Source organism: Kitasatospora sp. NPDC057936, from assembly GCF_042887525.1.
Classification (GTDB): Bacteria; Actinomycetota; Actinomycetes; order Streptomycetales; family Streptomycetaceae; genus Kitasatospora.
This window is the reverse complement of sequence record NZ_JBHVPD010000011.1, coordinates 70,027-83,679: the sequence shown is the minus strand read 5'-3', so window position 1 is coordinate 83,679 and position 13,653 is coordinate 70,027. Positions and strand designations below refer to the sequence as shown.

The 13,653-nt window shown below is 72.8% G+C and carries 12 protein-coding genes; all 12 read left to right on the top strand.

The window, feature by feature from the left end:
- The first annotated feature begins 149 nt into the window (after positions 1-149).
- Positions 150-644, top strand: a complete 495-nt coding sequence (gene nrdR, locus ACFVU9_RS08880) for a transcriptional regulator NrdR (RefSeq protein ID WP_363651086.1) — start codon at positions 150-152, stop codon at positions 642-644.
- 225 nt (positions 645-869) lie between these two features.
- Positions 870-3,779: a vitamin B12-dependent ribonucleotide reductase gene (locus ACFVU9_RS08875; protein ID WP_387591386.1), complete on the top strand. Its 2,910-nt coding sequence runs from the start codon at positions 870-872 to the stop codon at positions 3,777-3,779.
- 208 nt (positions 3,780-3,987) lie between these two features.
- Complete coding sequence (locus tag ACFVU9_RS08870) at positions 3,988-4,752, top strand: SDR family oxidoreductase (protein WP_387591384.1); 765 nt, start codon at positions 3,988-3,990, stop codon at positions 4,750-4,752.
- Between the two features lie 48 nt (positions 4,753-4,800).
- Positions 4,801-5,037 (top strand): helix-turn-helix domain-containing protein, encoded by a 237-nt coding sequence (locus tag ACFVU9_RS08865; protein ID WP_359964858.1) that lies wholly within the window; start codon positions 4,801-4,803, stop codon positions 5,035-5,037.
- A 3-nt stretch (positions 5,038-5,040) separates the two neighbouring features.
- Positions 5,041-5,607 (top strand): Clp protease N-terminal domain-containing protein, encoded by a 567-nt coding sequence (locus ACFVU9_RS08860; protein WP_387591381.1) that lies wholly within the window; start codon positions 5,041-5,043, stop codon positions 5,605-5,607.
- Between the two features lie 325 nt (positions 5,608-5,932).
- On the top strand, positions 5,933-7,672 hold the full coding sequence (locus ACFVU9_RS08855; protein WP_387591378.1) for a sensor histidine kinase: 1,740 nt from the start codon (positions 5,933-5,935) through the stop codon (positions 7,670-7,672).
- The gene (locus ACFVU9_RS08850) at positions 7,672-8,106 is read left to right on the top strand and encodes a roadblock/LC7 domain-containing protein (RefSeq protein WP_329924667.1); all 435 of its coding nucleotides are present in this window, start codon (positions 7,672-7,674) and stop codon (positions 8,104-8,106) included. The genes ACFVU9_RS08855 and ACFVU9_RS08850 overlap by 1 nt, the downstream gene beginning before the upstream one ends.
- Positions 8,103-8,471 carry a DUF742 domain-containing protein gene (locus ACFVU9_RS08845; RefSeq protein WP_329924666.1) on the top strand — a complete coding sequence of 123 codons (369 nt, stop codon included), beginning with the start codon at positions 8,103-8,105 and terminating at the stop codon, positions 8,469-8,471. Before ACFVU9_RS08850 ends, ACFVU9_RS08845 begins: the two co-directional genes overlap by 4 nt.
- Complete coding sequence (locus ACFVU9_RS08840) at positions 8,452-9,198, top strand: ATP/GTP-binding protein (RefSeq protein WP_387591376.1); 747 nt, start codon at positions 8,452-8,454, stop codon at positions 9,196-9,198. The genes ACFVU9_RS08845 and ACFVU9_RS08840 overlap by 20 nt, the downstream gene beginning before the upstream one ends.
- Positions 9,195-10,439 carry a cytochrome P450 gene (locus ACFVU9_RS08835; RefSeq protein ID WP_387591373.1) on the top strand — a complete coding sequence of 415 codons (1,245 nt, stop codon included), beginning with the start codon at positions 9,195-9,197 and terminating at the stop codon, positions 10,437-10,439. Before ACFVU9_RS08840 ends, ACFVU9_RS08835 begins: the two co-directional genes overlap by 4 nt.
- 119 nt (positions 10,440-10,558) lie before the next feature.
- Positions 10,559-11,773: a cytochrome P450 gene (locus ACFVU9_RS08830; protein WP_387591370.1), complete on the top strand. Its 1,215-nt coding sequence runs from the start codon at positions 10,559-10,561 to the stop codon at positions 11,771-11,773.
- A 293-nt stretch (positions 11,774-12,066) separates the two neighbouring features.
- Positions 12,067-13,452: an ABC transporter substrate-binding protein gene (locus ACFVU9_RS08825; protein WP_387591368.1), complete on the top strand. Its 1,386-nt coding sequence runs from the start codon at positions 12,067-12,069 to the stop codon at positions 13,450-13,452.
- The last annotated feature ends 201 nt before the right edge of the window (positions 13,453-13,653 follow it).

Here is a 13,653-nt window from a genome sequence, read left to right as displayed (position 1 = left end):
CACTTCCCCCCGAGGCCTACATCTAGTGGCTACAGTCCTCTCCGTGCCCAGTGGTAGTGGTCACGGCGCATGATCAGCTTGCCGAGGCCCGGGGCACATCGCATAGACTCGACCCAGTCCGCACGTCCTGCCAGGGAGGGATCCTTCAGGTGCACTGCCCCTTCTGCCGGCACTCCGACAGCCGCGTCGTCGACAGCCGGACCACCGAGGACGGCAGCTCGATCCGCCGTCGCCGGCAGTGCCCGGACTGCGGCCGCCGCTTCACCACCGTGGAGACGGCCGCGCTGATGGTCATCAAGCGCAGTGGGGTCACCGAGCCGTTCTCCCGGGAGAAGGTCATCTCCGGTGTCCGCAAGGCCTGCCAGGGCCGCCCGGTCACCGAGGACGCCCTCGCCCTGCTCGGCCAGCGGGTCGAGGAGTGCGTGCGCGCCACCGGCAACGCCGAGCTGACCACCCACGACGTCGGGCTGGCCATACTCGGCCCGCTCAAGGAACTCGACGTGGTCGCCTACCTGCGCTTCGCCAGCGTGTACCAGGCGTACGACGGACTGGAAGACTTCGAGGCCGCCATCGCGGAGATCCGCGCCGGACGGCCCGCCGAGGCGGAGGGCGCCTGCGTGCCCGTTGCCGCCGCCGCGCCCTAGGAGGCGCCCCCACCCGGCCCCACGGGGCCGGGCCGTGCCACGACGGCCCTCCGGGGCCCACGCGTGCCCGGAATCCGGGCACAGAACATCACAAACCGTGCGCAAGCGGGCGAGGCTCTCGCCTGCCCGCACACCGGAAGAACGAACCAGCGGTGCCCGGACTTTTCGGGGCACCACGGGCGTTTGCCCAGGAGTCGGGCGTTTGCCCAGGAGGAGGAGCGAGAAGTGACAGACACCACGAGCGGTTCCGCACGCGGGTCGAAGTCCGACAAGGCCGCGGCGAAGGGTGCCGGCAAGGCGCCCAAGGGCGGTCTCCGGATGGAGCGCATCTACACCACCCCTGGCGTCCACCCGTACGACGAGGTCCGCTGGGAGCGGCGCGACGTCGTCATGACCAACTGGCGCGACGGGTCGGTCAACTTCGAGCAGCGCGGCGTCGAGTTCCCCGACTTCTGGTCGGTCAACGCGGTCAACATCGTCACGTCCAAGTACTTCCGCGGCGCCGTCGGCACCCCGCAGCGCGAGTGGAGCCTCAAGCAGATCATCGACCGCGTGGTGCTCACCTACCGCGCCGCCGGCGAGAAGCACGGCTACTTCGCCGCCAAGGACGACGCCGAGATCTTCGAGCACGAGCTGACCCACGCCCTCCTCCACCAGGTGTTCAGCTTCAACTCGCCGGTCTGGTTCAACGTCGGCACCAAGCAGCCCCAGCAGGTCAGCGCCTGCTTCATCCTGGCCGTCGACGACTCCATGGAGTCGATCCTCGACTGGTACAAGGAAGAGGGCATGATCTTCAAGGGCGGCTCCGGCGCCGGCCTCAACCTCTCCCGCATCCGCTCCTCCAAGGAGCTCCTCACCTCCGGCGGCAACGCCTCCGGCCCGGTCTCCTTCATGCGCGGTGCCGACGCCTCCGCCGGCACCATCAAGTCCGGCGGCGCCACCCGCCGGGCCGCCAAGATGGTCGTGCTCGACGTCGACCACCCGGACGTCGAGGCCTTCATCGAGACCAAGGTGAAGGAGGAGGAGAAGATCCGCGCCCTGCGCGACGCGGGCTTCGACATGGACCTCGGCGGCGACGACATCGCCTCCGTCCAGTACCAGAACGCCAACAACTCGGTCCGCGTCTCCGACGAATTCATGACCGCCGTCGAGAACGGCACCGAATTCGGCCTGCGCGCGCGCCTCACCGGCGAGGTCATCGAGACCGTCGACGCGAAGAAGCTGTTCCGCAAGATGGCCGAGGCCGCCTGGGCCTGCGCCGACCCCGGCATCCAGTACGACTCCGTCATCAACCACTGGCACACCTGCCCGGAGTCCGGCCGCATCAACGCGTCCAACCCCTGCTCCGAGTACATGCACCTGGACAACTCCAGCTGCAACCTCGCCTCGCTCAACCTGATGAAGTTCCTGCGCGACGACACTGCGTCCAACGGTGGGCAGGGGTTCGACGCCGTCACCTTCGCCAAGGTCGTCGAGCTGGTCATCACCGCGATGGACATCTCCATCTGCTTCGCCGACTTCCCGACCGAGAAGATCGGCGAGACCACCCGCGCCTACCGCCAGCTCGGCATCGGCTACGCCAACCTCGGCGCCCTGCTGATGGCCACCGGCCACGCCTACGACAGCGAGGGCGGCCGCGCCCTGGCCGGCGCCATCACCTCGCTGATGACCGGCACCGCCTACCGTCGCGGCGCCGAGCTCGCCGGCGTCGTCGGCCCGTACGACGGCTACGCCCGCAACGCCGCCCCGCACCAGCGGGTCATGAAGCAGCACGCGGACGCCTCGCTGGACGCCGTCTCCCTCGACGACCTGGACGCCCCGGTCTGGCTCGCGGCCAACAAGACCTGGCAGGACGTGCTGCGCCTCGGCGCGCAGAACGGCTTCCGCAACGCCCAGGCCTCGGTCCTCGCCCCGACCGGCACCATCGGCCTGATGATGGACTGCGACACCACCGGCGTCGAGCCCGACCTCGCCCTGGTCAAGTTCAAGAAGCTCGTCGGCGGCGGCTCGATGCAGATCGTCAACGGCACCGTCCCGCGCGCCCTCAAGCGCCTCGGCTACCAGGACGAGCAGATCGAGGCGGTCGTCGCCCACATCGGCGAGCACGGCAACGTCGTCGACGCGCCGGGCCTCAAGGCCGAGCACTACGAGGTGTTCGACTGCGCGATGGGCGAGCGCGTCATCTCGGCCATGGGCCACGTGCGGATGATGGCCGCGATCCAGCCGTGGATCTCCGGCGCCATCTCCAAGACCGTGAACATGCCCGAGAGCGCCACCGTCGAGGAGATCGAGGAGATCTACTTCGAGGCGTGGAAGATGGGCGTCAAGGCGCTCGCCATCTACCGCGACAACTGCAAGGTCGGCCAGCCGCTCTCGGCCAAGAAGAAGGACTCCGAGACCAAGGCCGAGGAGGCCCAGGCCCCCGCCGCGGTCGAGAAGGTCGTCGAGTACCGCCCGGTCCGCAAGCGCCTGCCCAAGGGCCGCCCGGGCATCACCACCTCCTTCACGGTCGGTGGCGCCGAGGGCTACATGACGGCCAACTCCTACCCGGACGACGGCCTCGGCGAGGTCTTCCTGAAGATGTCCAAGCAGGGCTCGACCCTCGCGGGCATGATGGACGCCTTCTCCATCGCCGTCTCGGTCGGCCTCCAGTACGGCGTGCCGCTGGAGACCTACGTCTCGAAGTTCACCAACATGCGCTTCGAGCCGGCCGGCCTGACCGACGACCCGGACGTGCGGATGGCGCAGTCGATCGTCGACTACATCTTCCGCCGCCTGGCGCTGGACTTCCTGCCCTTCGAGACCCGCTCGGCGCTCGGCATCCACTCCGTCGAGGAGCGCCAGCGCCACCTGGAGACGGGTTCGTACGAGCCGCTGGAGGCCGAGGAGCTCGACACCGAGTCCCTCGCCCAGTCCGCCCCGGTGGCCCCGGTGGCCGCCAAGCCCGCCCCGGCCCCGGTCGCGCCGGCGCCCAAGGCCCCGGCGAAGCAGGCCCACAACTCCACGGAGCTGATGGAGATCCAGCTCGGCCTCAACGCCGACGCCCCGCTGTGCTTCTCCTGCGGCACCAAGATGCGCCGCGCCGGCAGCTGCTACCTCTGCGAGGGCTGCGGCTCCACCAGCGGCTGCAGCTGATCACGCCCGACCCCGGTGTCACCTCGCCTGAGGTGAGCCACTGAAGCGGGGCGAGGACTTCACGGTCCTCGCCCCGCTTTTTCATGCCCGTCCGCATGAATGTCCGCCCGTATCGGTGTGTCCCTCCGCCTCGGGACGCCGATGTCACGGATGGGGCCGGTGGACTGTCGGTAGGGGGTGAAGGCTTTCGGAGAGGAGCGGGTGAGTCATGACGGTGCTGGTGACCGGGGCGACGGGGACGTTGGGGCGGGAGGTGGTGCGGCTGCTGGTCGCGCGTGGGGTGGCGGTGCGCGGGTTGAGCCGGCGGGTCCGGGGCGGCGGGGCGGACGGGGTCGAGTGGGTGGCCGGCGACCTGGTGACGGGGGACGGGGTCGCTGCGGCGGTGGCCGGGGTGGAGACGGTGATCGACTGCGCGACCTCCCAGGGCAAGAAGGACCTGGACGCCGTGCGGCACCTGGTCGCGGCGGCCGAACGAGCCGGGGTGCGGCACCTCGTGTACGTGTCGATCGTCGGCGTCGACCGGGTGCCGATCCCGTACTACCGGACGAAGTACGCGTGCGAGCGGGTCGTGCGGGAGTCCCGGCTGGGCTGGACGGTGCTGCGGGCGACGCAGTTCCACGACCTGCTGCTGAGGTTCTTCGGCGCCTCGGCGAAGCTGCCGGTGTTCCCGGTGCTCACCGGGGTGCGGTGCCAGCCGGTGGACGTCCGGGAGGCCGCCGCGCACGTCGTGGAGCTGGTGGGGGAGGGGCCGTCCGGCTACGCGCCCGAGGTCGGCGGCCCGCAGGCGCGGACGTACCGGGACCTGGCCGAGGCCTACCTCCGCGCCACCGGCCGCCGCCAGCTGCTGCTCCCCCTGAGCCTCCCGGGCTCGGCCGTCCGCGAGCTGCGGGCGGGCGGCCTCCTCGCCCCGGAGCGCGCGGTGGGCCGGGGCACCTTCGAGGAGACCCTGGCGGAGCGCTTCGGCCATCGCTGATGTCAACCAGGGTTGACACATGCGCCCGCGTCAACCAAAGTTGACACCATGAGCGAGAGCGGAGAGCTCGCGGCAGCCGCGAGCAGCCGGGACCCCGCCGTGGGGCTCCGGTCGGTCCGGGCCCTGCGCGACCTGGCGGACCGCCTGGAGAAGCTCCAGGTGGGCAACGCCCGTGCGCAGGGCTGGTCCTGGCAGGACATCGCGGTCTGCCTCGGGGTGACCCGGCAGGCCGTGCACAAGAAGTACGCCCGGCGGGGGGCCGGCCCGGAGCAGGACGGAGACTGAGCGATGTTCGAGCGATTCACCGACGGGGCGCGGAGCGTGGTGTTCGTGGCCCAGGACGAGGCCCGGCTGCTGCGGCAGGCCGGTGTCGGCACGGAGCACCTGCTGCTGGGGATCCTGGCGCAGGAGGCGGACCCCGGGGCCGCGGTCCTGATCGCCGCCGGCCTGGACCGGGAGACGGCGCGGCAGGCGGTGGCCCGGCTGATCGGGCCGCGCGACGACGCCGAGGCGCTGGCCTCGATCGGGGTGGACCTGGACGCCGTCCGGTCGGCCGTGGAGGCGGCTTTCGGCGAGGGGGCGCTGGACGCGCCGGCCGAGGAGGGGCCGAAGCGGCGCGGCTGGTTCAGGCAGGCGGACGCGAAACCGGCCCGCAGTCGGTTCGGCTCCGGGGCGAAGAAGGCACTGGAGCTGTCGCTGCGGGAGTCGCTGCGGCTGAAGTCCGGTCAGATCGCGGTGGGGCACCTGCTGCTCGGGGTGATCCGGGAGGGGGACGGGCTCGGGGCGCGGGTGATCGTCGATCACGGGCTGGACCTGGGGGCCGTCCGGCAGGCGGTGGAGGCGAAGCTGGCCTGAGGGCGGGTGCGGTTCGGTCGGGCGCCCGCTCGGCGCCTGCTTTCGGCTCGGTCGGGCATGCGGTGGGCGTGCCGTGGGCATCCGTCGGACGTCGCGAATCGGTGTAGGCGACGTGAATGAACGAGATTGACCGTCAACTGGCTGCTTGAGGGCAATGTCTGAATCGATATGATCGGCCGAAAGCGTGAATCGATCAGCCGCCCGGAGACGTTTCGCGACGCCGCCGGGCGGCCTCGTATGCGCTCGAACCACCGTCGGTGCCACTAGTGCCACCAGTGTCGCCGATCCGCCGCCCGAGCCGCCGCCGTTGTCGAGGACCGCACTGATGAGAGAAGCCACCAGCTCCGACGGCGGCCCGCGCCGACCGCCCGCGCCACGGACCGTCGTGCTGACCGCCGCGGCCGTCCTGCTCGCCCTGGTCGCTGCGCCGGTCGGGATCGGCCGGGCGCTGAGCGCCCACCAGCCGCTGACCGCGCTCGCTGTGGGGGCCGTCAGCGTCCTGTGGCTGATCGCCGTCGGCGTGGCCGCGAGCGGGACCGAGCGCTCCCGGCGGCTGGCCGAGGACCTCGCCGTCCAGCACCAGGAGACGACCGCCGCCCTCGTCCTCGCCGGCTCCGCCCGGCAGGCCGAGACCGCCGCGCACGACGACGCGGCCTCCGCCCGCGCCGAGCGGGACGCCGCCCGGGCCGAGCAGGCCCGGATCGCGGCGGACGTCGTCGCCGCGCACGCCGAGCTGGCCCGGCTGGGTGCCGAGCTCGACGAGGCGCGGGCGCGGACCGAGGAGGCCCGGGCCGCGGCCGAGGCCGAGCGCGCGGACCTCGACCGGCTCGCCGACGGCGTCCTGCCCGAGGTCGTGAAGAAGCTCCGGAACGGCGCGTCCGTCGACAGCGCGCTGACCGCCCACCGTGCGCACCCCCAGCACGCGCTGCTGCGCGTCGTCGCGGAGGAGGTCGGCCGGGGCGAACGGCTGCGGGCCGCCGCGCTCGCGGTGTGCGCGACGGCCGCCGGGCGCGTCCAGGCGCTGGCCACGAGCATGCACGCGGAGCTGCGCGAGATGCAGCACCGGCACGACGAGGAGGTCCTCGGCGACCTCCTGCGACTGGACCACTCGACCGCCCAGGCCGGCCGCATGGCCGACAGCATCGCGGTGCTCACCGGTGCGCGCTCGGGCCGCCGCTGGGCCAAGCCGATCGCGGTGGAGTCGGTGCTGCGCGGTGCGCTCGGCCGGATCGGCGCCTACCAGCGGGTGCGGCTGCACAACGCCAGCACCGCGGCCGTCGCCGGGTACGCGGCCGAGGGCGTGATGCACGCGCTGGCCGAACTCCTCGACAACGCCACCAACTTCTCCGCCCCGCCGGCCGAGGTGCACGTCTACGTCGAGGAGGTGTCGGCCGGGCTGGCGATCACCGTCGAGGACAGCGGTCTCGGCCTGAGCGACAGCTGGCTGCGCCGGGCCGAACGGGCCGTCTCCGCCGAGCCGTTGGACCTCGCCACGCTCTCCGCCGGTACCCGGCTGGGCCTCGCGGTGGTCGGCGTGCTGGCCCGCAAGCACGGCCTGCAGATCTCGTTCCGGCCGTCGGCGCGCGGCGGTACGGGCGTGGTGGTGCTGGTCCCGCAGCAGCTGCTCACGCACGGCGCTCCGGCGCCCGCCCCGGTCCAGCCGCCGGTCGCTGAGACGGTGCGCCCCGCGCTCACCCCAGCGCGCCCGGCGCCCGCTCCGCTGCCGCCCGTGCCCACCGCCCCGGTGGTCCCCACTCCGGCCGCACCGGCCCCGCTGCCGCTCACGCCCACCCCGATCACCGACAGCGGCCTGCCGCAGCGCCGCCGCGGCCAGACCCTCGCCGCCACCGCCCCCGCGGCGGCGGCCCCGTCCGCGAAACCCGTCCGCGCGGACGCCTCGACGGCCGCCGCCCGGTTCGGCGCCTTCCGCCGGGCCGCCCAGCGCGCCGCGGAGGACACCGCGACCATGGACGCCCCGATCCTGGCCACCGCGACCACGGACACCCCGACCACGGACACCGACACCACGCCCGACCCTTCCCCCGTCACCGAGAAGGACTCCTGATGAGCAGCGCGACCGACCGTGACCTCGACTGGCTGTTGGAAAACCTGCTGAGCGTCACCCCCGGCGCCCGGCACGCCCTGGTGCTCTCCGCCGACGGCCTCAAGCTCTGCCACACCTCCGGCCTCGACGCCGACCGGGCCGACCAGCTGGCCGCGATCGCCTCCGGCCTGCAGAGCCTGGCGCACGGCGCCTCGATCGAGTTCGGCGACGGCACCGGCGGCGTCCGGCAGTCGATGACCGAGTTCCACGGCGGCATCCTGTGCATCGTGGCGGCCGGCGAGGGCGCGCACCTGGCCGTCGTCACGGACGACGAGGCGGACGTGGGCGTGGTCGGCCACAACATGCACGGCCTGATCGAGCAGATCGGCGTCCACCTGAGCGCGCCGGCCAGGTCGGTGGAGGAGACCGGGACGCACGAGAGCGCCCGGGCATGAACGCCGGGCCGGTCCTGCCGGGTCGGGACGACGACCCGGACCGCCTCTACACGATCACCCGGGGCCGCAGCCGCTCCCCGGAGAACGCCTTCGACCTGGTCACGCTGATCGTCGCCGAGCGGGAGCCGGCGCCGGGCATGCAGTCGGAGCACGCGCGCATCCTGCGGATGTGCGAGGCCCCGACCGCCGTCGTGGAGGTCGCGGCGGAGCTGGCGCTGCCGGTCTCGGTGGTGAAGATCCTGCTCGGTGACCTGCTGGAGTCCGGGGCCGTCACCGCCCGGCACCCCCGGTTCGCGCCGAACAAGGCGCGGCTGCCCGATCTCGACACGCTGAAGCAGGTGCTGCATGGCCTCCAACGGCTCTGACCCCTCCACGACGGCGGCTCCGGCGGTTTCGACGGCTTCGACGGAGGCCCCGGCGACGGCCCCGGTCACCGGCCGCACCCCGCTGCGCGCGACCGCCGACAACGCGCTGAAGATCGTCGTGGTCGGCGGCTTCGGCGTCGGCAAGACGACGCTGGTCGGCTCGGTCAGCGAGATCCGTCCGCTGAACACCGAGGAGGTCATGACGCGGGCGGGCGAGGGCATCGACCCGGCCGGCGCGTGGGGCAAGCGCTCCACGACGGTCGCCTTCGACTTCGGCCGGATCACGCTCTCCGAGAGCCAGGTGCTCTACCTGTTCGGCGCGCCGGGGCAGGAACGTTTCTGGTTCCTGTGGGACCGCCTGTTCAGCGGCGCGCTCGGCGCGGTCGTCCTGGTGGACACCCGGCGCCTGGAGGAGTCCTGGTACGCCATCGACCGGCTGGAGCACCACGGCACCCCGTTCATCGTGGCCCGCAACAACTTCGGCGAGCCGGCCCACACCCTGGAGCAGGTCCGCGAGGCGCTCGACCTGCCCCCGGAAGTACCGCTGGTGGACTGCGACGCCCGGGACCGGGAGTCCGGCAAGCGGGTGCTGATCGAGCTGGTCGGCCACCTGGCCGCGCTCGTGGAGGCCGAGGCCGGGCTCCCCGTGCAGCCGGCCGCCTCCCGCCACGCCGAATCCCCCGCGCAGCAGTACGAGGCGCACCAGTACGAGGAGAGCACCCCGTGACCGAGCCCGCCGTCACCCCGCCCCCGGGCTGCCCCGCGCACGCCGGCGCCACGCCGCTGTACGGGCCGCGCTTCCAAACCGACCCGGCCCAGCTCTACCGCGAGCTGCGCGCCCAGCACGGCCCGGTGGCCCCGGTCGAACTGGCCGGCGGCGTCCCCGCCTGGCTGGTCATCGGCTACCGCGAGCTCCAACTGGTGACCGGGCAGCCCCAGTTGTTCGGCCGCGACTCCAGCCGCTGGCACGCCTGGGACACCCTGCCCGCCGACTGGCCGCTGAAGCCGATGATGGCGCCGGTGCCGTCGATCCTCTACGCCGAGGGCGAGGAGCACGTGCGCCGCTCCCGGGCGGTCACCGACGCGCTGGCCGCGGTCGACCCGTACGAGCTGCGCAAGCACGCCGAGGAGATCGCCGACCGGCTGATCGACGACTTCGCGGGCCGCGGCGAGGCGGACCTGGTCGCCGAGTACGCGCACCGGATGCCGCTGCTGGTGCTGTGCCGGGTGCTCGGCCTGGACGAGGAGCAGGCTCCGGAGCTGATCACGGCGCTGCTGACCATGCTGGACGGCGGCCCGGACGCCCCGGCCGGCGCGCAGCGGCTGCTGGAGCTGATGCTCGCCCTGGTGCGGGAGAAGTCCGAGCACCCGGGTGCCGACGTCGCCTCGCGCATGCTGGAGCACCCGGCCGGACTGACGGAGGACGAGGTGATGCGCGACCTGCGGGTGCTGCTGATCGCCGGCCACCAGCCGTCCTCCTACTGGATCTCCAACGCGCTGCGCCTGATGCTCACCGACGAGCGGTTCGCGGCCTCGCTCGCGGGCGGCCGGCGCAGCATCAGCCAGGCCCTCAACGAGGCGCTCTGGGAGGACACCCCGACGCAGATCTTCGCCGGCCGGTGGGCCGTGCGGGACACCCACCTCGGCGGCCAGCGGATCGCCGAGGGGGACATGCTCCTGCTGGGCTTCGCCGGGGCGAATTCCGACCCGTCGGTGCGCCGGCCGGACGGCCGGCCCGCCGAGGGCAACCGGGCGCACATGAGCTACTCGTACGGCGAGCACGGCTGCCCGTTCCCCGCGCAGGAGGCGGCCGAGGTCATCGCCACGACGGCGATCGAGGTGCTGCTGGACCGGCTGCCGGACCTGCGGCTCGCGGTGGCCGAGCACGCGCTGGTGTGGCGGCCGTCGGCGTGGGTGCGGGGGCTGGTGGCGCTGCCGGTCTCGTTCACCCCGGGGCACGCGGCCTGACCGGTCTGTCCTCGGGCTTTCCACGCTCGAACCGCTCGAACCGCTCGAACCGCTCGAACCGTTCGAAGTTCCGTCCTCTCGTCAGCCCCGAAGCCCCTTAGTCCGAAGGAGAGTTGCCGATGTCCGTGGCCCCGGCCCCGTTCGTCCTCGACCCGCTGGCCCGCGACAGCGCCGCCGAGGGCGCCCTGCTGCGCGCCGCCGGTCCGGCGGTGCCGGTCGAGCTGCCCGGCGGGGTCGCCGCGTGGGCGGTGACCCGGCACGCCGCGGCGCGCGACCTGCTGACCGATTCCCGGCTGGTGAAGGACGCCGCGCACTGGGCCGCCTTCCAGCGCGGGGAGGTCCCGAAGACCTGGCCGCTGATCGGCCTCGCGGTGCCCGGTCCGAGCATGGTGACCACGGACGGCGCCGAGCACCGCCGGCTGCGGGCGCTGGTGGCGCAGGCGTTCACCCCGCGCCGGGTGGAGCTGATGCGCCCGCGCGTCGAGGAGATCACGCACCGGCTGCTGGACGCGCTGGCCGCGGGCGGGCCGGAGGTGGACCTGAAGTCGGCGTTCGCGTTCCCGCTGCCGATGACGGTGATCTGCTCGCTGCTGGGCGTGCCGGAGTCGGACCACGGCGTGCTGCGCGACCTGTACGAGCGGTTCTTCGGCATCAAGCCGGACCCGGCGGGCATCCAGGCGACCATCGCCGGGCTGAACGCCTTCGTCAACGACCTGGTGGCGCAGCGCCGTTCGGCCCCCGGTGACGACCTGGCGAGCGTGTTGCTGGCGGCGGACACCGAGGGCGGCGCGCTGACCGACGCGGAGGCGGCGGCGACCCTGCGGGTGATCATCGCGGCCGGTCACGAGACCACGGTGAACCTGATCGGCAACGCCGTCCGGGCGCTGCTGGCCCACCCGGAGCAGCTGGAGCTGGTGCGGTCGGGGCGGGTGCCGTGGGACGCGGTGGTGGAGGAGTCGCTCCGCTGGACGCCGCCGACCAGCAACTTCCTGTTCCGCTTCGCCGCCGAGGACATCCCGGTCGGCGACACGGTGATCCCGGCGGGCGAGCCGGTGCTGATCTCGTACAACGCGATCGGCCGGGACCCGGCGCAGCACGGCATCACGGCGGAGGTGTTCGACGTCACCCGGGACGCGTCCCGGCACCTGTCCTTCGGCCACGGTCCGCACGTCTGCCCGGGGTCGCCGCTGGCCAGGCTGGAGGCGGGGGTCGCGCTGCCGGCGCTGTTCGAGCGGTTCCCGGGGCTGTCGCTCGGGGTGCCGGACGGGGAGCTGCGGCCGAGCCCGTCGCTGGTGGTCAACAGCCTGCTGGAGCTGCCGGTCCGGCTCTTCTGACGGACGGCCGTCCGGCGGCCCCGTCCTCTTTCGGGGCGGGGCCGCCGGCGTGTCCTGGCGGGGCGGGAGCCCGTGGGGAGACGGGCGGCGGCTTGTCGGGACGCGGTCGGGTCACGACCGGGACACCGCGCGATGAAGGTCGATCGCGGACCTTGGCGGCGACCGGCGGCTGGGTTAACGTCGTCGGATCGGCCGCACGTCCAATCCGACGATCCGATCAGCCGACTATCTCCGGTACAGCGCAATGTCGTTCGGTCCACAGCCGGCAGCACGCCCTGGCGAGGAGAACCACATTGACCCTCAACCCGACCGCACCGTCCCCGAGTTCCCGCCGCCGTCTGGTCGCCGCGCCCGCGCTGCTCGCGGCGCTGGCGCTGACCGCCGCCTGCTCCAACAGCTCCGGCGGTTCGGGCGACGGCGGGGGAGCGGCCCAGTCGCTGTCCGGCGACTGCGCCAAGTACCAGCCGTACGCCGGGCATTCGGGCACCACGGTGACGATGTTCGCCTCGATCCTCAGCCCGGAGTCGGACAACCTGGAGAAGTCCTGGGCGGAGTTCTCCAAGTGCACCGGGATCAGGATCAGTTACGAGGGGTCGAACGACTTCGAGTCCCAGCTGCCGGTCCGCGTGGCCGGCGGGAACGCCCCGGACTTCGCGATCATCCCGCAGCCCGGCCTGCTGGCGCAGATGGTGAAGAGCGGCAAGGTGGTGAAGCCGCCCGCCCAGACGGTCACCAACCAGGACCGGTGGAGCCCGGTCTGGCGGACCTACGGCTCGGTCAACGGCACGTTCTACGCGGCCCCGATGAGCGCCAACATGAAGTCGCTGGTCTGGTACTCGCCGAAGGCCTTCAAGGCGGCCGGCTACGAGGTGCCGAAGACCTGGGCCGACCTGATGGCGCTCAGCGACAGGATCGCCAAGGCGGGCGGCGGCAAGCCGTGGTGCGGCGGCATCGCCTCCGGCATGGCCACCGGCTGGCCGGCCACCGACTGGCTGGAGGAGGTGGTGCTGGGCACGTACGGCGGTGACGTGTACGACCAGTGGGTGGGCCACCAGGTGAAGTTCTCCGACGAGAAGATCACCACTGCCATGAAGACGGTCGCCGGCTGGATGCAGAACCCGGCCTGGGTCAACGGCGGCTTCGGCGACGTGAAGTCGATCGCCACGACGACGTTCCAGGACGCGGGCACGCCGATCCTGAGCGGCAAGTGCTTCATGCTCCAGCAGGCGTCCTTCTACAAGGCGCAGTGGCCCAAGGACACGAAGATCGCTCCGGACGGCGACGTGTTCGCCTTTCACCTGCCCGCGGTGAACCCCGGCGTCCCCAGCCCGGTCGAGGGCGGCGGCGAGTTCCTGACCGCGTTCTCGAACCGGCCCGAGGCGCAGGCGGTGCAGAACTACCTGTCCAGCTCGGACTGGGCGAGCAGCCGGGTGAGGACGGCCACCGGCTGGGTCTCGGCCAACCAGGGCGTCGACAAGAGCCTGTACACCGACCCGGTCGACCGGTTGTCGGCGGACGCGCTGACCGACCCGGGCGCGACCTTCCGCTTCGACGCCTCCGACATGATGCCGGCCGCGATCGGCTCCGGACAGGAGTGGAAGTCGCTGACCTCCTGGTTCGCCGAGGGCCAGACGATCCAGAAGGTCGCGGGCGACATCGACGCCGCCTGGCCGCAGTAGCCCGCGGCCGGGCACGCCTCGCGGCGCCGCGACGGCGGGCGCCGCTCCGGGGCCCCAGGCCCGGCGCCGTCACGGGACCACCTGTCGAGGGCGGGGGGGGGGCCCCCCCCCCCAACCCCACCCCCCCCAGAACCCCGCCCCAGATTGTTAGCAAGCACCGGTACAAAACACTGACACCCCCCCCCCCCCCGCGCGAGGGCG